Origin of the sequence: Cystobacter fuscus, from assembly GCF_044360685.1 — a bacterium.
GTDB lineage: Bacteria > Myxococcota > Myxococcia > Myxococcales > Myxococcaceae > Cystobacter > Cystobacter fuscus_C.
This window is the reverse complement of the sequence record NZ_CP043491.1, coordinates 6,591,001-6,609,537: the sequence shown is the minus strand read 5'-3', so window position 1 is coordinate 6,609,537 and position 18,537 is coordinate 6,591,001. Positions and strand designations below refer to the sequence as shown.

Sequence of the window (18,537 nt, the reverse complement as noted above, 5' to 3'; positions counted from 1 at the left end):
CTCGGACGTGCTCCTGGCCGATTCGCCGACAAGCTCCTAGCGCTGTAGCGTCAGCAGACCCGGAAGGTATGGCAGACGACCGTAGTCACCACCAGAGTTGGGATTGCGTCCCTGATACAGCAATTGCAGATTGCACGCGTCGACGGTCATGGTCTGGTCGGGGTTGCTGCGGACCAGATCGCCGTGGCTGATGTCATTGGTCCAGGTGGCGCCGCTGTTGGCCTTGCCCGCGAAGGGGTTGCTCTCGTTTGCGGCCTGCGGCGTCCACGATCCGGCAAGACTGGTTGCCGTGAACGAGCGGAAGTATCTGCCGTTGGCGCCGATTGCCTCGACGATCATGAGGTACTGGTTCTGGCCCTGCACCTTGTAGACCTGAACGGCCTCGAACAGGTTGTTCGTAGTGTCGCTCAAGACGATTGTCGACGCCGTACCGAAGCTGGCCGGGAAGTTGCCGATCGGCATACTGGCTCGGTAGATCTTCCCATTGTCCCCGGCGAAGAACAGGTACATGTTCGTGTCGTCGCCGATCAGCGTCAGGTCGATGGGCCCGGTGCTGGAACCGGAGATCGTTCCGGAGAACAGCTCGCGCGGGGACGACCACCCATTCGCGTTGCTGGGGTCGGTCGACGTCCGGTAGATGAAAGCGGTTGCGCCCCACTGGTAGGCCAGTACCCAGATGTTCTTCGGGGCGAAGTAGAAGAGCGAGGGGGCGACGGCGGAAGAGGACATCCCGTTCTGGGGGGCGGTGGCCATGTCAGACCAGTTGGTGAAGAGGCCGAAGTTCATCGAACCCCACGACGTTCCCGTGTCGTGCGTCGTCGCGTAGACGAGATGCTTGCCGTTGTAGACGACGTTGGTGAAGTCCTTGAGCGAGACCCAGCCCGATTTCGGACTCGCGAGAGGTCCCGTCGAAGTCCAACGGTACGTCGAAGGAAGGGCGCACGTCCCGCCCGACGAATTGTTGACGAACGAAGCGTCGTCGATGAAGAAGCTGTCGGTGTCGGCAAGCGTCTCCACATAGAGCGTCGCGGATGACAACGTCCCGGTCCAGGACACGGTTGTGGTGCCGGTCAGCTGCGTCCAAGCGGATGCGTTCACCGCGCCCTGCGCCAGGGTGATGTAGTTCGTCGTCCCGTTGGCGGTCAAAGCCAGAGCGACCTTGCCGGTGGGGGCTCCGCTCTGCGTTCGCATCCATACGCTCGTCGTGAAACTGGCACCATTGGCCAGCAGGGATGTCACATTCTGGCTCGGTCCGTTCCACGAAGCCGTGCGGCCCGTGTACGACAGCGACCGCGTGCCGCCATGGACGACACTCGTGTTCGATGCCGGCGTTCCAGCGCCCATGGCAGACCAACCGGTCGTGCCGCTTTCCATGCCGGCGTTCGTCAGAAGATTCCCACTCGCCGCAATGGCGGGGGCATCATCAACCGGTACTTCCCCGAGCGAGTCCCGCGTCAGTGCAACGGCCGGAGCCGGCCGGAACGTGAACAGAAGAAGGAGGGACAGCCCCAGCGTCGTAAGGAGGGATGACCTCGAGCGCCGCTCTTGATGGGACGCTGGCTCGCCGATACCTGGAAATGTGAGCGCTAACATTTTTGCGGAACCGATTGCCACGTTCCTTCGACTCATGGGGATCCTCCGGTGGGGTAGGGGCGCTCGGGGCGAACATCAGCGCCCGATTCACGCCAGTGTGGCTCTATGAGGGCTTTCTGTCAAGGTTGTAAGTCATGATTACTCTGGAAATGCATTAATGCATTATGGCGTTCATGTAACCATCCTCGGCTTCGACGTGGAATGGGGACGCGCGTAGCCCTGATCGCAAACCACTGCCGCACGAGAAGACGAAGTGGGTACACGTAACGACCGTGGACGAGGTGCATACCCTGGAGGGCTTGCGCATAGGAAGGACAGGAGCCCTATTGGGCGTAGCTGGAGGGCTTCTCCCTGCACGCCAATACGCACCTGCATGCCAACGACAGGCAGGGCCTGGAGCGGCTGTGCCGTTACGGGGCGCGTGGCGCGCTGGCGCTGGAGCGGTTGTCCCGAGCGGAGGACGGCCGCATCGCTTACCGGATGAAGCGCCCACTGCCGGACGGCACCACGCACCTCTTCTTCACCGGGCTGGAACTCTTACGGCGCGTGGCCTCCCTGGTGCCTCCACCGCGGGCGAACCTCACGAGGTTTCATGGCGTCTTCCTACAAGGACGTGGACCGGGTGGTGGACGCGGTGGAGACGGCGGGCATCGCCCGGAAGGTGGCGCGGCTGGTGCCTCTGGCGGTGCTCGAGGGCTGAGCGGGGCCATCGGCGACACCGCCCGTGCGGCGGACGCGGGCGTCATGCGGACGCCCGCGTCACTGCTCCGCTCAGGTCCTCACGACGCCCTCGAAGACGCCGTAGCCCCCCGGGATGAAGAAGTCCTTCCCGGGCAGCAACCCGTAGGCGCGGAGCACCGTCGCCGCGATGTCCTGCGAGTTCGGCGTCCGCGTGACGATGTCCCCGGACTCCTCGACGAGCCTCACCGGAATGCCCATGGGCGAGCCCTCCATCCTCTCGTCGTAGCCGCCGATCATCTGGTTCCCCTGGATGCCGCCCCCCACCAGCAGCGCACACGTCGCGGGGTGGTGGTCGCTGCCCACCTTGGGGAACGTCCGCCCGAAGTCGCTGTAGACGTAGACGAGCGTCTCATCCAGCAGCGAGCGGGACGGGTCCGAGCGGCTCGGAGTCAGGCTCATCTCCAGGCACATGCGCCCCACCATCTCGAACGCGATGCGCAGGTACTGGGCATGCACGATCTGCCCGTTGACGAAGTGGGAGTCGAAGGTGAAGCCTTCGATGCTCGTCCCCCGCAGGGTGACGGTCGACACCAGGTCGGACTTCAGCAACTGGAGCGCGAACGCATAGTCCCCCATCGACTGCATCATGCCGCAGGCATCCGCATAGCCGGTGCAGGCCATCCAGTCCTCGGGATAGGCGGGGTCGGCCTTGAGCTTTTCCCAGGCGGGCGTCTTCTCGAGCACCGACAGCATGTCCCGGCGAATCGTGCGGCTGGCGCCCTTGTACGTGTCGTAGAGCTGCTCCAGGTACGCATCCGTGCCAGCGGTGGAGGTGCCGCGCTCGCGCCGCACTGCCTTGAGCAGGGCCGAGTCCACCGCCGTCGCGGGCACCGTGCCGGACATCGGCGTGCCATCGAAGGCGAGATTCGGCTCATCCTTGCGCGCTCGCAGGCCGTTCCACGTGCCGTCACGCCGGTCGGAGAGCGTGGGCTCCACCGTCGCGCTGGAGGAGAGCAGCGTCGGGTTCGCCAGCGCGGGCAGCCCGAGCGCCATCGGCAGTGGCCCACCCAGGGCGACATTGGGCAGGGCCCGGTCCGGGAAGCGTGACGCCATGGCGTTGGCGACGACGGCCTGCACCGCCGGGGCCCGGAAGGTGGAGCCGGCGACACCGGACATGCTCGCGATGAGGCCGCTGGCGTGCGCGGCCGTCCCCTGGTCCGCCCCCACCAACAGCACCGCCTTCTCATAGAGCTTGTAGGCCGGGTTGGCCCACACGTATCCCTCCGGCCGGTAGACCTGGGCATTGCCGACGACGGGATTGTTCCCGCTCCTGTCCGCCGGGTTGGCCCAGTTCCAGTAGACGGGCACGCGCAGCTTGCGCACGGGCCCGGGCGCCATCAGGTCCACCGGAGAGCGGTCCAGGTGCGCCACCTGCTCGGGGTTGTACCCGTAGGCGTAGTTGCCTCCCTGCGCGGGAGGAATGAACTTCTGGATGCCCGCGCGGGTCATTGGCGCGAAGAAGGACTCCCAATGGAGTCCGCCCACCAGCCAGATGGCCAGCATCTTCGTGGGCCGGCCCGACGCCGACTGCGCCATCGCCGTCGGTAGTCCATACCGCGCCAGCAGCCCGACCTGCGCGGCCCCGAAGGCCGCTTGAAAGAGATTGCGACGAGAGAGTTTCATGGGGGCCTCAGTAGAAGATCCAGTGCGGGTGGCGGACGAAGTACGAGCAGACCCCCACGTAGGCGGGCTCGGTGTCGGTCGGAGTCGCGAGCGGCACGAAGACGTCCGTGTACAGCTCGTCCACCTGCGCGTCGGTGAAGCGCTCCCCCAGGAAGTGGAGGGACCAGCGCTTCAGCGTGGCCTTGACGTCGGCCGGGTTCGCCGTGCGCGTCGCGCCCTTCGGGAACAGCGCCGTGTTGTCCGGCTTGGAGAGAGCCCGCCGGCACCAGCGCTGGGAGACCTGCGTCAGCGTCAGGGCGAAGGTGGGCGCGGGGGTCCGGTCCGCGGAGACCTGGTTCATCACCGAGCCTCCGCCCAGCCCGTGGTAGCGCTCGCCGGAGATGTACTGCCGGGGTGAGGGGATGGCGTCCGGCGACTGGAGCGGGAGGTGGTCCTCGCCCCGGGACTCCGCCATGTCGAAGCCGAACTCCTTGGCATTGACGAAGAAGTCGTCGTACCCCAGCCCGAGCTGCTGGTAGAGCGCGCGCTGAACCTGGTCGGCGCTCATGCGGGTGATGCGCGGGGCGTCGGGGTTCGGCCGGGAATCGCGCTGCTGCGCGCCGAGCCCCTGAATCCATGCGCGCACCGCCTGCACGGGGAGCGTCGCGGTGCCTTCCGAGACGAGCTGCGCGTAGGATTTCTGGCCGATGGGCATCTGCTTGAAGGCGCCGGTGCCCCGGCCCTCCAGGAGCCTCACCAGCTCGCTGTCATCGGGGCTGCCCGCCTTCACCAGCCGGGAGTCCGAGACGAGCAGGCTCTGGAAGGCCGCCACCGAGGCGAAGTAGCCGCGCGTGCCCTGCGCGTGACACCCCTCGCAGTGCGGCTTGAGGCCCTCCATGACGCGCATGGTTTCGGTGGTGGCGGGCGTGCCGCAGGTGGTGGACGGGGGCTGGGACTGGGGCGCGATCGCGGTGCCCTCGCAGCCGGACAGGAGCACCAGGGGGAGGACGAGGAGGAATGCGAAGCGGTTCATGTCAGAGCCCCCTCTGGAACAAGCTCGACTGGGTGAGTGATTTGACGAAGGGCCGGACCTTGCGTCCTCCCTCGATGAAGCGCGCCACCTGGTCCTCCATGTAGCCCGCCTCCTTCGCCGGGTCGATGTCCCGCCCCATCACCTGCGCGTGCAGGTGGCGCACGACACACCGGTCGAACGAGCCCGAGGCGACGATGAGCTTGGCGAAGCCCAGCGGCCCCACCGTCCCGTCACTCACCTGGCCTAGCAGGTTCTGCTCCGGCGGGAGGAAGTCGATGAAGACGGCCTCCGGGTTCGCCTCGGCCTGGGCCTGCGTGACGGGCGTCAGGAGCGTGTCGGGCATGTACCAGCGGTTCCAATGGATGAACGGATCGGTGTGATAGGGGTACTCGCTGGTGCGCCACCGCGCGGGCCAGTGCCACACCTTGCCCACGCCCGGCATCGGGTAGGTCGCGCCATGGCCCTCGAACCCGTGCCCTATCTTCGCGTAGCGCTTGAAGTGGATGGCCGCCGGATCCACCCGGCGGTGGCAGTGCTGGCAGGGCCCCTCCGTCCCCGGGTCCCTCCGGTACTCGTTGAACTCCTGTCCCTGCGGCGGGGAGAGCTCCTCGCACGCCAGCATCTCCAGCGCCCGCGCGCCGCGCACGCGCTCGCGGGTGAAGGCGCTGAGGAAGCCGAGGCTGGTGAGCATGCCCGCGGCGGGGATGCCCTTCATGGCCGTGGACTGCGTGCGCGGGTCGTACCGGTAGTCTCGTTCCTCCAGGAAGAAGGGGTTGCGGGCCGGGACGGAGTACTCGCGCCAGGCGGTCGGATCGCCCTGGGAGTGCTCGGGGTCGACCGGCGCGTTGGCGAAGCGTGACGGCCTCCACCAGGAGTCGTCGTCGAGCAGGTACGTCAACTCGCCGGCGAGCCCCTGCATCACGTAGGCGGCCTGCAGGCGCGTGGGCCCCACGGAGTAGCTGCCGAGGAGGAGGTCCGTCATCGGCCGGTCGTGCCAGCCGAGGTGCGCGAACAGCCGGGCGGGTTCCTCGGCGACGAGCCGCCGCTGCCCCTGCGGGTTGTGGAGCCCGTAATCCTCCCAGCCCGGATAGCTTCCCGTGTCGGCGTGGCAGCGCACGGCAGCGGGCCCGCAGCCACAGTTCGCGACCGGGCCCGCGGTGGCGCAGGTCACCGTCACCGGGAAGCCGCTCGCGTCGTAGGTCTGCCCCGTGGCCGCCACGCTCGCCGCGTAACCGACCAGCACCGCCGTCGTGCCCGGCGCCCACCAGGGCTCGAGGGAGCGCTCCTGCGCGGGGGTTCCATCCGGCTTCTGGCCCTGACAGGCCTTCTCGTCGCCGCGGAAGTACTTCCAGGCCCCGGCCTTCGGGGTGCCGTCCGCGCACCGGACAATGGAGCGCTGCTGCTGCAAGCCATACTCCGGCGGATCCGCCGACGGCCCCACGGGCGGGATGTTGAACCAGTCGCGCGCCGTCTCGAACAGCGTCCGGTAGAACGCGGGCTGCTGGAGCGTCTGGTCCACGAAGGCCGAGACGTAGGCGCGCTGCGCGGCCTCGTCCCCGGCGGCCTCCTGCGCGGCGTACTCCTCGTCCGTCGGAGGCGTTCCCCTCAGCGCCAGCGCGGCGCGCCGCAACTGGCGGCTGGGGGAGAGCACGTCGGCCGGCACACCCGCGTCGGAGCCGCCCTCGGACGGGGGCTCGACGCAGCCGGCGTCCTCGCCACCGGGATTGTCATGGGGGGCCGTAGTGCTGCCGGTGGAGCATCCCAGCCAGAACAGCACGGGAAGGACCCACAGCAGGGAGTGCGCGCATCGCGCGGCTGCCAGCCATGGAGGGGGGAGCTTTCGGTTGGAGATGGAAGAAGTTGAGTAACCGCTCATGGGTTCCCGGCACAGCATCCCCAGGATGGCGAGCTGGCACGTGTTCTCTCTGGCCACGGTGACCTCCTGTCCCTTATATATCAGTCTGATACAAATGCGCCAAGAGGGATGACACCCCATGGAGCCACCCGGTTGTTGCGCGAGGCAGGCACTGGCTGGCGTTGCAGGCCTGTGCATGCTCCACAGGTCGCAGCGGGCGCCTGATGACCGCCGTACTACAGAAGTCACACTGAGACTGCAGATGCCCCACAAAAACAGAGACACTCGCTCACGAAAACTATCGAGGATGGAAGAGAGCACCGTAGGACTGCACACGCGCATGCTGCTTCGACCGCTCGTTCGAACCCTTGTCGTCAGTGTGTTGGTTCTGGCCTCAGCCGGCTGCACCGGCTCGGGCAATGGAACAGATGACGGCGGAGTTGTCGGGCGAGCCGACGCCGGCGCTGACGCGGGGTTCGACGCCGGTGTCAGCGCGTGCGGTCCGAGGCCGGCGCGCCCCGCCTCGCCGACGAAGCTCGCCGCGGCAAGCGTCTCCTCCTTCGAAGTCTCACTGGCGTGGGAGCCGTTGCCGGATGCCTCGGTCAAGCGCTACCGCGTGCTGCTGGGCGCGGCGCAGGTCGGACAGGTCGATCGGTCGTCCTTCACCCACCGCCCGGCCGTCCCGGGCGAGACGTACACGTACACCGTCACCGCGCTCACCGACGACGGGGGAGAAAGTGTCCCGTCGAACCCGGTGACGGTGACCATCCCGAATCCCCAGCCGGATGCACTCTCCGGGCTGGCGGCGGGACACTGGTACGAGTTCCCGGCTTCGAACCTGCGGGCCGCGGCCCTGAAGCCGACGCCCGATAAGTATCAGTGGCTCGCTTGGGGCGAGGGCATCAGCGGAATCATGAACGACTGGTCGAGCGGTGCCTTGGACACCCAGCGCGACCGGCTCTACATCACCGGCGGCGGCCACAACGGCTACTTCGGCAACGAAATCTACGGCTTCGATCTGCGCACGGGCGCGTGGCTGCGCCTGACCGACCCGGACCCCGTCAAACAGGGAGATGAGTGTCCCTCCCGGTCGTTGGGGGTCAACTGCGCCACCCACACCTACGATGGGCTCGAGTACCTGCCTCCGCCCTTCGACCGGTTCCTCGCGGTCGGCTGGGATGGCTGGCCGCAGACGGCGCTCAACCTCGACACGAACCGCTGGGAGAATCACCCCGACCTTCCCCAGCTCGGAATGCGCACCGGCGCCAACTGTGCCTACGACCCCGGCACCCGCGTCCTCTGGTACCACGCCGGCGGAGGGGCGATGTCGTTCTGGGACCCGGCCACCGGCAAGTGGACCCTCCGCGGTGAGACGGATGGCTTTGGCTATTACCGGAACGCGGTCGTCGACCCCCGGCGCAAGCTGTACGTCGCGGTGGGTCAGGGCTTCACCGAGACCTGGAGCATCGACGCGCTGGGGAAGTTCGTTCCGAAGCACGTGCGGCTCGCGACGACGGGCGACAGGGAGATTGAAGACGGTGGCAATCCCGGCGTCGACTACGATCCGGTGAACGATCGCATCGTGGCGTGGAAGGGAGGAGGGGACATCTACACGCTGGACATCGACACCCGCGTCTGGACGAAGCATCCGGCACTGGGCACGGTGGTGCCCGGACCGGCCAACATGAACGGGACCTTCGGGCGGTTCCGCTACGTGCCAGGCTTGAACGTCTTCGTGGTGGTCAATACCGTCGACACGAATGTCTTCGTCTACCGGCTCGATTCGAGACCCCCTCGCCTGTTGCGGCGCATCGACGTGAAGGCGCCCAAGGCCTCGGTCGAGACGAACACGACCGGCAAGCTGCAGGTGACGGCGGTGTTCCAGGACGGAAGCTCGTTCGTCGCCACGTCGGGGGTCACGTTCAGCTCGCTCGACCCGGAGGTGGCGACCGTGGACGAGGGTGGCACCTTCCGGGCAATCAATCCGGGCCGGGCCCGGCTGCAGGCGAGCTACACCGACTCGCTCACCCGGCGCGGGCTGGTCGGAGCCCTGGAGCTCGAAGTGGTGCCGATGGCCGGTGACGTCGTACTCGACGCGCTGAAGATTCAGCCAGCATCGGCGCTCAAGGCACTCCGCGGAATGCCGGCACGCTACACGGCCGTCGGCTCCTTCCACCGCGGCGCCGACGTATTCACCCGCGACGTCACCTGCGAGGCCACCTGGAGCTCCGACAGTTCGTCCATTGCCACGGTGACCAGCGGCACGGTGCAGGGACTCTCAGAGGGAGGCACGACGATCCACGCGAAGGTCGGGCAGGTCGACGCCCAGGCAGCCCTCGAGGTCATTGCGAACGCGACCCGGGAGCTCTTCGCCCTGAACTTCCAGCCTCCGGGACCGTCGGCGGTGGCGGGCTGGGCGGTGGCCGACGACTCCGCCTTCGACGCGGCCCGTGGTTGGGGCTGGCAGGGCGCGGCCGGTCTTCTGACCCGGGGCGACCGCAACGGCACCAAGGATCCGCGCCTCGCCAGCTTCGTGCAGACGACCGGAGGGAAGTTCCGGCTCCAGGTTCCCGATGGCCGGTACCACGTGGCGGCGTCCGTGGGAGACAACACCTTCGGCGCGGGCCTCGCGAGCGTGGAGCTCGCGGGCGCGGGCATCGTCTACGGCGTCGGCGCGGGCAACACGGCGGGAGTCGGCATCGTCGAGGCCACCGGAGGCAAGGGCCTCGTCTTCGACGTCGTGGGGCCCATCAACTGGCTCGCGGTGATGCCAGTCAACGGCCTGGATTTCGACGAGGCGCTCGCCGCGGCGAAGACCTGGTAGCGGGCGAGCAGCCAGTGGACCCTGGAAGACGTCCAGGGATTATTACAAGCGGTTCCGCAACCGCTGGCAGCCCAACGCCTACGTCCACATCGAGGACAAGCTCGGCTACGCGGAGTACGCGGACAACATCCCCGCCTCCAACACCAGCAGCCAGTGGTCGTTCGAGCCGGTGCAGTGAGACGAGCTCGAAGGTCCCCTCGGGCCACGCGTCCGGCAGCAGCCGCTGCTCCACCCGCACATGCGGCCAGGGCGCCAGGCGCCTCCGGGCCACGCGCACCGCCGCCTCGCTGCCGTCACTCACCAGCAGGGCGTCACAGCGCGCCGCCAGCTCCGCGCTCAGCTCGCCAATCGAACACCCCGGCTCGAACGCACGCGCATAGCGGGCATGCGGCAACATCGCCAACGTCAGCGCCCGCTTGCGCCGCTCGTACCAGCGCCGCCGGTACTCCCAGGGGTCCTCGCTGTCGGCGTACATGCGCTCGAAGTGCGCCATGGGCACGCTCATGTGAACACCACCTCGAAGGGCCGCATCAACCGCTCGAGCGCGTAAGGGGGCACGATGGGCGGGTTTCCCGTGGTGGAATCCGGCTCCAACTGGCTCACGTACGCCTCCATGGCCCGGCGCTTGAGCGCGAGCGTGGCCTCGTCCAACTCGATGCGCCGCGCCCGGGACCAGGGCACCCGCGTGTCTCCGGGCCGGGCCCAGTGCCACATCCAGATGGGGAACTCCACGCAGCGGCCGTCCAACGCCGCACACGCCCGCGACGCCGCCCGCCCCACCGCCTCATGGTCCGGGTGTCCATCCAGGCGCCACGTGGCCAGCACCACGTCGTCCGGACGAAGCCGCGCGCCCAACCACTCCACCAGCCGCTCCTCGTTCTCGGTGACGGCGCCATCGGGAATCCCCACCCGCTCCACCCGCGCCCCGCCCAGCCCGAGCCGGTGCAGCGCCTCCTGCGTCTCCCGGGGCCGCGTCCGCGCGAGCCGCTCCACCGGCCAGGAGGTGGACCCCGGATGGCTCGCCGTCCCATCCGTGACGGCGAGAACCAACACGTCCCGCCCGAGCCGGCCAAGCCGCGCGAGCAGCCCTCCGGTCCCGAGCACCTCGTCATCCGGATGGGGCGCGACGATGACGGCACGCCGGCCCTCGGGCACCAGCAGGGCGGGCTCCAGGGAAGGCAGGACGTCCAGGCCACTCCAGGCCTCCCAGTCCCGAGCCGAGGTGCCCTCGTCGAAGATGCGCCGCGAATTCACAGGCTCCATCCACCCGCTCCTTCCTTCACCACGAGTCCCGCCAGGGCCTCCAGGTCCCGCTCCGCGTGGCTCTGGCGCAAGAACACCGGCAGGTCCGCCATCCGCCGGGCCACCCGCGCGTCCCGACAGTAGGGACCCGCGCCCACGGCCCGGCCCGTGTGCCGCAGCACGAGCTCCGCCGCGGCCTCCACCCCGGCTCGCGCCCGCCAGGCGACGAGCGACGCATCCTCCCGGGGATGCGCATCGATCCACGCCGCGGCCTCACGCAACAGCGCCCGCGCTCCACCGAGGGCGGTGTCCACCGCGCCCAGGTGCGCGCGGGCGTGGGGCTCCTCGCGCCGGGCACAGTGCGCGCGCAGCGTCTCGCCCACCGCCGCCGCCGCGCCATACCAGCACGCGGCGATGCCCGCGCCGCCCTGCCAGAAACCCGGCCGCGCCGTGTAGCCGCCCGGCGGGCCCACGCGCGTGCCCACCGCGCCCTCGAAGAGCACGTCCACGCTGGCCGAGGACGCCATTCCCACCGCGTGCCACCCCTCCTTCGTCACGCGCACGCCCGCCTGCTTCATCGCCACCGCCACGAGGCACTGACGCTCCTCGGCGTCCCAGGCCGTCAGGTTCATCAGATAGAGGGCACTGACCCCAGTGAGCAGCAGGAGGAGATAGATCATCGTCAGCGGACCCGGTTCATGTCGCGCAGGGTGAGTACAGGATACGGGCCTGCCTTCCTCAAGTGGCGCGAGTGCCGGCCGGCTCAAGTGCCGGCTCTCGCGGAGGGCAGCGGCCCCGTGAGGCCGTGGAAGAAGACGAGGTTGTTGTGGTCCGCCTCCGGGAGCCGCGCGAACCCCATCCGCGCGAAGAAGGGCGCCGCCTGGGCGTTCGTTCCCATGTGCACGGAGTGGGCTCCCGCCGCGGCCGCCGCGAGGAAGAAGGCCTCGAGGAGTCGTCGGCCGTTCCCCCCTCCCCGCGCCTCGGGCAGCAGGTCCAGGTGCAGGTGCGCCGGATAGGGGGCGATCTCGGGGGTGAGCATTCGCTCGGGATGGTGCAGCGTGGAGACCAACCACTCGTCGGTGGTGCGGGTCGGCTCCACGGGGGGTGGGTAGCGCGAGGCCACGCGCGGCAACCATCGCTCACGCCACGTCTCGATGAACGCCGCGGTGTTGGCGGTCCCCAGCGTGTACCCCACCACGCGGCCCGCGTCCTCGACCACGAAGGCCAGGTTCGGCTCGAAGGTCAGGTAGGGACCGGCGTAGATGTCCGGCAACAAGGAGGCGTCGGCGAGCAGGCCCCGCGCGTCCTCTCCCATGGCGCCCGTGCGCACACAGATGTCGTACACCGCGTCCCAGTCTTCTGCCTGGTAGGGACGAATCCGCTGAGACGAGCGCGAGGGACGAGGCGGGGTGGGAGGGACCTGGGTGGACATGGACTGGATTGTCGGGTCATTGCCCTTTCGACTCAATGTCGAGCCCACAGGAAAAACCGGACTGGGCCTGATCCGCTTTTGTGGACATACCTCGTAAGTCGGCTACACGGGAGGTAGTGTCCATGGAGAGAAGAAAGAGGCGGAGCTTCAACGCGGAGTTCAGGGCCGAGGCGGTCCGGCTGGTGCGCGAGGGCAGCAAGAGCCTGCCCCAGGTGGCCAAGGACTTGGACTTGACTGAGTCGGCCCTGCGCAACTGGGTGCGCGGGGCCGGCCTCGGTCTCCCTCTCGGGCACGACGTCGATGACCCACTACAAGCTCCACACCGCGGAGTTCGACCTCTCCAGCAAGGACGGGCGCGCCGCCTTCGACAAGTACGCCTCCTCGGGTGAGCTTCCCTTCAAGGATGGAAACGGCGTCTCCGGCGCGGCGAAGCTCGAGAAGCTGGACCTCAGCTCGAAGTCCACGCTGGAGGCGGTGCTGGGGCCCCTCAAGGGATCCGTGGACGTCGTCCCCGAGAGCAACTCCTCCATCGTCGAGACGACCCATCCTGATGGCTCGAAGGACGCCTCGCTGGAGCTCAAGCGCTCCAATGGACACGAGCTCAACTACGAGCGCCACATCGACGCCCATGGCAAGGAGGACTACTCGAAGCAGAAGTTCTCCCTGTTCATGAAGGGCGTGGAGGGCGACGTCGAGGAGATGTAAGATGACGCAGCTGTCCCAGCGCGCCCGCGACTACGTGGCGAAGATGGACAAGAAGAACCCGGGTGACGTCGCCAATGCCCTGACGCAGTACTCGGACGCCCCCAACTGGATGGGGGATGCCATGGCGCGGTTGAGGTTGGGCTCGAACCGCGACACCCCGCTCCCGGGTGACATCACCGCGCAGAACCGGAACGACTGACCGCACCTCGCTCCGGCCCTGGGGCGCCCGTGAGTTCTTCCCCCAGGGTGCGGAGGTGGGCGAGCAGGCCCAGCGTCTCGGCCTCGGTCGTGCGGTGGTTGATGAGGCACGCCCGAAGGGCCGTGCGACCGTTCAGTTTCGTTCCGGTCAGGAAGAACTCTCCGCGCCGTTCGCACTCCTCGAGGAGCCGGTCATTCAGCCGGTCCAGCTCGTCGTCGGTCAACGAGGGCCCATGGGCGGGGACGTATCGGAAGCACACGATGGACAGTGGCACCGGCGCCATCCGCTCGAAGTCGTGTGCCCGGTCGATCTCCGCCCCGAGTCGCCGCATGAGCAACACGTTCTCCTCGATCACCGCCTTGAGCTTCCGGCTTCCATAGACCTGGAACTGCATCCAGACCTTGAGCGCGCGGAAGCCGCGTGACAGTTGGAACGTGTGGCTCATCCAATCCCATTTCTCCGCGCTGTCGCTCTTCGCTCGCAGGTAGGGTGCGGCGTAGCTGAATGAGCGTCGGATGCTGGCCCAGTCCCTGACCAGTGCACAGCCGGCCTCGAACGGCACCTGGAGCCATTTGTGGGGATCCAGGGCGACCGAGTCCGCTCTCTCGAGCCCCCGGAACATCTCGCTCGTGGGGTCCACTGCCGCCGCGGCGGCCCCATAGGCACCATCCACGTGGAACCAGAGCCCGTACCGCGAGGCCACGTCCGCCAGCGTGTCGAGGTCGTCCACCGCCCCGGAGTTGACGGTCCCCGCGTTGCCGATGATGCAGAAGGGCTGCAGGCCCGCCTTCAGGTCCTGGGTGATGTGTTCCTCCAGCTTTCGCACATCGACCCGGAAGCGGGAATCGACCGGGACCTTCCGCAGGTGCCGGCTGCCAATCCCGAGCATCTCCACGGACTTCGTGATGCAGGAGTGCGTCTCGGTCGACGCGTAGAGCGTCAGGGGAGGAGCGGAGCGGCACCCGTCCTCGCGCACGCCCGGCGCTTTCTCGTCCCTCGCGACACGGAGGCAGTACAGGTTCGCTTCGCTGCCTCCGCTCACCAGCGCGCCCCCCGCGTCGGCGCGGTAGCCGATGAACTCCGACAACCACCGGATGACCGCGCGTTCGATCTCCGCTGCCGCGGAGGCGAGGTGCCACTTCGCATGGTTCACGTTCAGCGCGGCGCCGAGGAGCTCGGCGAGGATTCCGACCTGGCTGCCTCCGGACATCACGTAGGCGAAGAACCTCGGGCTGATGTTGAGCGTCGAGTGCCCGATGATGAACGGGATATCTCGCGCGAGGAGCTCCTCGGGCTCGCGTCCCTCGGCGGGGAGCGGCCCGGAGAACCTGTCTGCAATCAGTTGGGGGCTACTGGCGTGGGTGACCTTTCTCTCGCCGAGTGACCCGTACAGCGAGAGCACCTGCTCGCTGGAGAGCTCCAGCAGCCGGCGGAAGCGTTGCAGATCGAAGTCCAGGTTCATGTTGTCTCCCGAGGGGCTCACATCCGCGGGCAAGGTAGTGGCACCCTCGTGAGAGATACAGAGGCAGAAATCCGGGTTTCGTGAGATACAGTTCGGAGCGCCATGAAGAAATACGAGCGTCTGGCCGCCGAGCTCGAAGTGCAGATCTCCAGTGGCCTGGTCGGGCCCGGGGAACGGCTCGACTCCGTCCGCGAGATGAGCCGCCTCAAGAAGGTGGGACTGAACACCGTGGTCCGCGCGTTCGAGCTCCTCGAGGACAGGGGCCTCATCGTCGCCAGGCCGCAGTCCGGTTTCTACGTGCTGGGCCCGCGCACGCCGTCCGGAGTCACGACGCCGAGACTGCGTCTGTCCCTCCCGAAGGAGGTCTCCGTTCCGGAGATGGTCTCGAGCGTCTTCGAGTCGGCGAGGGAACAGGGGTGGATCCAGCTGGGCGCCGCGTGCCTCGCGGCGGAGCTCTACCCCTGTGAATCCCTCAACCGGTTCACGCGCCGCGTGGTCCGGGAACAGCCGCGTCTGGTGGGCACGTACGAGTTGCCTCCGGGCCACTTCGAGTACCGCCGGCAGATCTCTCGCCGGCTCGAGAGGTCTGGCTGCTTCGTGGAGCCCTCCGAGCTCGTCGCGACCAACGGCGCGATGGAGGCCCTCGGGCTGGCGCTGCGGTCGACCTGCTCGCCGGGGGACACGGTCCTCATCGAGTCACCCCAGTACTTCGGTATCCTCCAGGCGCTCCAGCAGCTCCAGCTCCGGGTCGTCGAAGTGCCCGCGCACTCGACCGATGGCGTCGCCCTGGAGCGAGTGGAGGAGGCACTCCGGAAGTTCGACATCTCGGCGGGCCTCTTCATCCCCAACTTCAGCAACCCCATGGGGGCGCTGATGAGCGACGAGAAAAAGGCCGCGCTCGTCGAGCTCTTCTCCCGGTACGACGTCCCGCTCATCGAGGACGACATCTATGCGGAGCTGTCGTTCCAGGGGAGCCGCCCCAAGCCGCTGAAGGCGTTCGACACGCAGGGGTGCGTGCTGACCTGCTCCTCCTTCTCCAAGACCGTCTCGCCGGGACTCCGGGTGGGGTGGCTCGCGCCGGGCCGGTACCTCGAGAAGGTGAAGGCGCTTCAGCTCTCCTCGACGATGGGGTGTGGCTCGCTCGCGCAACACGTGATGGCGAGCTACCTGGCCTCGAGGGAATACGAACGGCACCTCGGGGATCTCCGGCTGCACTGTTCGCTGCAGATGGAGCGGTTCTCGCGCTTGATCCTGTCCAGCTTCCCCGAGGGCACGCGGCTCACCCAGCCCCGAGGGGGCTTCGTGCTCTGGGTCGAGTTGCCGAAGCGAGTGGATTCCGTGGAGCTGTACCGCCGGGCGCTGGAGGAGGGCATCTCCATCTCCCCGGGCGTTCTCTTCTCCGCCAGCGGCGGGTATCGGAACTACATCCGGCTCAACTGCGGAAACCGTTGGACCGCACCGCTCGAGCGGGGGCTGAGCCGGTTGGCCGAGCTGGCGACGGCGCTCCAGCGGACAGGCGCGTGAAGGTGTCGAAGAACTAATTTTTCGACCCCCTCACTGGCGAGCAGGTGTCCGCGGAAGTGTCTCACGGTGTTTCATCCGCGAGCCCGGGTATTTCACTCACGGGGGCGGACCAGATCACGCACGCATGGAGCGCCGAGACGGCGGGGAGATGATTCACGCTCCGTGGCGGGAGCGGTAGATGGGCCGACCCCGCCAGCAGTTCATGCGTACGTGACCTGGAATAGCAGCGCCGCTAGCATGTGGGGTCGCTCGTCATCTCATCACAGAACGAAGTGCGACGGGGCGTCCAGCGATTCGGCCCTGCCTCCGGTAATGGACTGGTTGACGAACGGGTCTTTCCTGAACTTGTGGGGATAGCCGAGCGGGATGGCACTGACCTTGTCCAACCGCTCGATCTGCTCTGCGCTCAGCTCGAGCTCGGCAGCCCTCAGGTTCGTGATCAACTGCTCCGTTGTTCTTGGGCCGACGATAGGGATGACTCCCTTGGTCATCGACCAACGGATTGCGACCTCTCCAGGTGTCACGCCCGCGTCATCGGCGATCCCCTGGACGACATCAAGGATCGCGTTCTTGTTTCCATCGTCTTCCTTATGCACGAAGACGCTCAGGAACGTCTGCGCCCTGCCGCTCTCGCCGCGCCGATACTTGCCGGTCAACATGCCGCCGCCGAGCGGCGAATAGCCGAGGACGCCGATCCCGAAGGCTTCGGCCATGGGCAGGAGATCGCGCTCAGCCGCGCGTTCGACCAGGCTATATTCGAGTTGTATCGCCGCAAGCGGCGCCCACCCGCGCAAGCTGGCCACGGTCGCACCGGCCGCGATCCGCCAGGCCGGGAAGTTGCTCAGGCCGACATACAGCACCTTGCCCGACCGGACGAGATCGTCGAACGCCCGCAGGATCTCCTCGATCGGCGTGGCATTGTCGGAAGCGTGCGCCCACAACAGATCGATGCGATCGGTCTTCAAGCGCCGCAGGCTCGCCTCGACCGATTGGATCATCGACTTCCTGCCGTTGCCGGTCAGTTGCAGACTGCTGTCCGCCGTGGTTCCAGTCGTGTACTTGGTCGCCAGCACGACATCGTCGCGGTCGGATGCGATCATGTCCGCGAGGTAGACCTCGGCCTCGCCGAACTGATAATTGGTGGAAGTGTCGATGAAGTTTCCGCCCGCGCCGCGATAGTGATCGTACATCGCTTTCGCGTCGGCTGGGCTTGCACCATGCCCCCACGCGGTCCCGAAGTTGCCTGTCCCCAACGACATGTTCGACACGCGAAGGCCCGACCGTCCCAGATATTTGTAACGCATCGTCAGATTCCTCCAAATGGGCCCGGGCCCTCACGCCTCGCGCCGTTTGCGAACGCACCCCCATCGCGCTACATTCAGCGAACCGGGGCCGCACTCCGCTTATTAAGGGAGTGACACTCCGCTTATCAAGGATATTTTCTACCGATGCCCGACATTGTCCCGCCTGCGCCACGAAAGGCGCGCGCTGATGGCCAGCGCAACCGTGCCCTGATCCTTAAGGAGGCCAAGCGCGTGCTTGCGGAAAAGGGGGCCGGCGCGAGTCTCGACGAGATCGCCCAGGCTGCCGGCGTGGGGAACGGTACGCTCTACCGCCACTTCCCGACCCGGGCCGCGCTCCTGGAGGCGGTGTGTGCCGAGGATGCGCGCGGACTGATCGACACTGCCACCGAACTCGCTGCCACCCATGCACCTGTGGATGCACTCGTTGAATGGATGAAGGCGTTTGTGGAGTGCCTCGCCACCAAGCAGATCGTCGCGGAAACCACGAGCGCCTTGCTGTCGACATCGTTGGACCGCGACGATGAATCGTGCGCCGATGTCGGAGAAGCGCTGACAATGCTTTTCAACCGCGCTGTCGAGCACGGATGCATACGAGGCGATTTCGACCCGTTGGACCTCGTGCGTGCGGTGACCGGGGTGGCGACGGTTTCTCCAAGCCCGGATTGGCAGGAAAATGCGAGAAGGTTGAGCGGGGCGATTATCGCGGGTCTCAGGACCTGAGCGGCTGTCGAGCCGCCTGCATCGTAGCGGCCCCTGACGAAGGAGTCAGCGCGGTCCGTCGTCGAGTCGCCGTCGAAGATACGACCCATGGCGTCTCCCTCGGCCACTGTTTCCGGAAGTTCTCGTCGAAAATCTCGTGGCGATGCTCTCGCAGGAACACGAACAGCTTGCGGCTCTTGCCCACCAGCCGTAGCAGTCGTGTCTCCCTCTCACTGCTCTTCACTCCAGGGGTCCAGCTGTCCATGGCGTTCCGCCTTCATCTCCGCGAAACGCAAAGCACAAGGCCCTCGTTCTTGTCGAT

15 protein-coding genes and 3 pseudogenes are annotated in these 18,537 nt (G+C 67.4%); 8 read left to right on the top strand and 10 right to left on the bottom strand.

What is annotated here, in order from left to right:
• Positions 1-36: 36 nt before the first annotated feature.
• Entirely contained in the window at positions 37-1,629 is a 1,593-nt protein-coding gene (locus tag F0U63_RS27010) for a non-reducing end alpha-L-arabinofuranosidase family hydrolase (protein WP_395833869.1), read from the bottom strand.
• A 300-nt stretch (positions 1,630-1,929) separates the two neighbouring features.
• Here F0U63_RS27010 and F0U63_RS27005 point away from each other — a divergent pair.
• Together F0U63_RS27005 and F0U63_RS27000 are read left to right on the top strand one after the other, a co-directional pair.
• Positions 1,930-2,139 (top strand): annotated as a pseudogene (locus tag F0U63_RS27005) (transposase); the annotation flags it as partial.
• 46 nt (positions 2,140-2,185) lie between these two features.
• Positions 2,186-2,293 carry an RtcB family protein gene (locus F0U63_RS27000; RefSeq protein ID WP_395833867.1) on the top strand — a complete coding sequence of 36 codons (108 nt, stop codon included), beginning with the start codon at positions 2,186-2,188 and terminating at the stop codon, positions 2,291-2,293.
• Positions 2,294-2,364: 71 nt separating this feature from the next.
• On the opposite strand, the gene F0U63_RS26995 is transcribed toward F0U63_RS27000, so the two are convergent.
• The 3 genes from F0U63_RS26995 to F0U63_RS26985 are packed head-to-tail and all read right to left on the bottom strand — an operon-like array spanning position 2,365 to position 6,746.
• Positions 2,365-3,957: a DUF1501 domain-containing protein gene (locus F0U63_RS26995; RefSeq protein ID WP_395833865.1), complete on the bottom strand. Its 1,593-nt coding sequence runs from the start codon at positions 3,955-3,957 to the stop codon at positions 2,365-2,367.
• A 7-nt stretch (positions 3,958-3,964) separates the two neighbouring features.
• Positions 3,965-4,969 (bottom strand): hypothetical protein, encoded by a 1,005-nt coding sequence (locus F0U63_RS26990; protein WP_395833863.1) that lies wholly within the window; start codon positions 4,967-4,969, stop codon positions 3,965-3,967.
• Position 4,970: 1 nt separating this feature from the next.
• Entirely contained in the window at positions 4,971-6,746 is a 1,776-nt protein-coding gene (locus F0U63_RS26985; RefSeq protein ID WP_395833861.1) for a hypothetical protein, read from the bottom strand.
• 217 nt (positions 6,747-6,963) lie between these two features.
• On the opposite strand from F0U63_RS26985, the pseudogene F0U63_RS26980 reads away from it, so the two are divergent.
• A pseudogene (locus F0U63_RS26980) lies at positions 6,964-7,575 on the top strand (fibronectin type III domain-containing protein); the annotation flags it as partial.
• Positions 7,576-9,598: 2,023 nt separating this feature from the next.
• On the opposite strand, the gene F0U63_RS26975 reads toward F0U63_RS26980, so the two are convergent.
• From F0U63_RS26975 to F0U63_RS26960, 4 genes are all read right to left on the bottom strand, one after another.
• A complete protein-coding gene (locus F0U63_RS26975; protein WP_395848429.1) occupies positions 9,599-10,123 on the bottom strand; it encodes an SAM-dependent methyltransferase in 525 nt (174 codons plus the stop codon).
• 26 nt (positions 10,124-10,149) lie between these two features.
• Positions 10,150-10,911 (bottom strand): PIG-L deacetylase family protein, encoded by a 762-nt coding sequence (locus tag F0U63_RS26970; protein WP_084738119.1) that lies wholly within the window; start codon positions 10,909-10,911, stop codon positions 10,150-10,152.
• Positions 10,899-11,570, bottom strand: coding sequence for a hypothetical protein (locus F0U63_RS26965; RefSeq protein ID WP_395833859.1), 672 nt, complete (start codon positions 11,568-11,570; stop codon positions 10,899-10,901). The genes F0U63_RS26970 and F0U63_RS26965 overlap by 13 nt, the downstream gene beginning before the upstream one ends.
• A gap of 83 nt (positions 11,571-11,653) precedes the next feature.
• Positions 11,654-12,322: a GNAT family N-acetyltransferase gene (locus F0U63_RS26960; protein WP_063725069.1), complete on the bottom strand. Its 669-nt coding sequence runs from the start codon at positions 12,320-12,322 to the stop codon at positions 11,654-11,656.
• A 122-nt stretch (positions 12,323-12,444) separates the two neighbouring features.
• On the opposite strand from F0U63_RS26960, the pseudogene F0U63_RS26955 reads away from it, so the two are divergent.
• From F0U63_RS26955 to F0U63_RS26945, 3 genes and pseudogenes are all read left to right on the top strand, one after another.
• Positions 12,445-12,699 (top strand): annotated as a pseudogene (locus F0U63_RS26955) (transposase); the annotation flags it as partial.
• Positions 12,623-13,027, top strand: a complete 405-nt coding sequence (locus tag F0U63_RS26950; protein WP_395833857.1) for a hypothetical protein — start codon at positions 12,623-12,625, stop codon at positions 13,025-13,027. The pseudogene F0U63_RS26955 and the gene F0U63_RS26950, both read left to right, overlap by 77 nt.
• A gap of 1 nt (position 13,028) precedes the next feature.
• Complete coding sequence (locus F0U63_RS26945) at positions 13,029-13,226, top strand: hypothetical protein (protein WP_395833855.1); 198 nt, start codon at positions 13,029-13,031, stop codon at positions 13,224-13,226.
• Here F0U63_RS26945 and F0U63_RS26940 read toward each other — a convergent pair.
• On the bottom strand, positions 13,201-14,688 hold the full coding sequence (locus tag F0U63_RS26940; RefSeq protein ID WP_395833853.1) for a pyridoxal phosphate-dependent decarboxylase family protein: 1,488 nt from the start codon (positions 14,686-14,688) through the stop codon (positions 13,201-13,203). The two genes, F0U63_RS26945 and F0U63_RS26940, sit on opposite strands and share 26 nt — an antisense overlap.
• Before the next feature lie 102 nt (positions 14,689-14,790).
• Here F0U63_RS26940 and F0U63_RS26935 point away from each other — a divergent pair, with 102 nt between their 5' ends.
• Complete coding sequence (locus tag F0U63_RS26935) at positions 14,791-16,212, top strand: PLP-dependent aminotransferase family protein (RefSeq protein WP_395833851.1); 1,422 nt, start codon at positions 14,791-14,793, stop codon at positions 16,210-16,212.
• A gap of 260 nt (positions 16,213-16,472) precedes the next feature.
• On the opposite strand, the gene F0U63_RS26930 is transcribed toward F0U63_RS26935, so the two are convergent.
• Complete coding sequence (locus F0U63_RS26930) at positions 16,473-17,516, bottom strand: aldo/keto reductase (RefSeq protein ID WP_395833849.1); 1,044 nt, start codon at positions 17,514-17,516, stop codon at positions 16,473-16,475.
• 144 nt (positions 17,517-17,660) lie between these two features.
• Between F0U63_RS26930 and F0U63_RS26925 the strand changes: the two genes are divergently transcribed.
• Entirely contained in the window at positions 17,661-18,236 is a 576-nt protein-coding gene (locus F0U63_RS26925) for a TetR/AcrR family transcriptional regulator (protein ID WP_395833847.1), read from the top strand.
• Positions 18,237-18,537: the final 301 nt, after the last annotated feature.

Bases quoted from the DNA above. Each gene is read 5' to 3' on its own strand.
- F0U63_RS26935 (WP_395833851.1), top strand. From the start codon at position 14,791: ATGAAGAAATACGAGCGTCTGGCCGCCGAGCTCGAAGTGCAGATCTCC.
- F0U63_RS27000 (WP_395833867.1), top strand. From the start codon at position 2,186: ATGGCGTCTTCCTACAAGGACGTGGACCGGGTGGTGGACGCGGTGGAG.
- F0U63_RS26925 (WP_395833847.1), top strand. From the start codon at position 17,661: ATGCCCGACATTGTCCCGCCTGCGCCACGAAAGGCGCGCGCTGATGGC.
- F0U63_RS26965 (WP_395833859.1), bottom strand. From the start codon at position 11,570: ATGATCTATCTCCTCCTGCTGCTCACTGGGGTCAGTGCCCTCTATCTG.
- F0U63_RS26960 (WP_063725069.1), bottom strand. From the start codon at position 12,322: ATGTCCACCCAGGTCCCTCCCACCCCGCCTCGTCCCTCGCGCTCGTCT.
- F0U63_RS26990 (WP_395833863.1), bottom strand. From the start codon at position 4,969: ATGAACCGCTTCGCATTCCTCCTCGTCCTCCCCCTGGTGCTCCTGTCC.
- F0U63_RS26950 (WP_395833857.1), top strand. From the start codon at position 12,623: ATGACCCACTACAAGCTCCACACCGCGGAGTTCGACCTCTCCAGCAAG.
- F0U63_RS26930 (WP_395833849.1), bottom strand. From the start codon at position 17,516: ATGCGTTACAAATATCTGGGACGGTCGGGCCTTCGCGTGTCGAACATG.
- F0U63_RS26995 (WP_395833865.1), bottom strand. From the start codon at position 3,957: ATGAAACTCTCTCGTCGCAATCTCTTTCAAGCGGCCTTCGGGGCCGCG.
- F0U63_RS26940 (WP_395833853.1), bottom strand. From the start codon at position 14,688: ATGAACCTGGACTTCGATCTGCAACGCTTCCGCCGGCTGCTGGAGCTC.
- F0U63_RS27010 (WP_395833869.1), bottom strand. From the start codon at position 1,629: ATGAGTCGAAGGAACGTGGCAATCGGTTCCGCAAAAATGTTAGCGCTC.
- F0U63_RS26970 (WP_084738119.1), bottom strand. From the start codon at position 10,911: ATGGAGCCTGTGAATTCGCGGCGCATCTTCGACGAGGGCACCTCGGCT.
- F0U63_RS26975 (WP_395848429.1), bottom strand. From the start codon at position 10,123: ATGTACGCCGACAGCGAGGACCCCTGGGAGTACCGGCGGCGCTGGTAC.
- F0U63_RS26945 (WP_395833855.1), top strand. From the start codon at position 13,029: ATGACGCAGCTGTCCCAGCGCGCCCGCGACTACGTGGCGAAGATGGAC.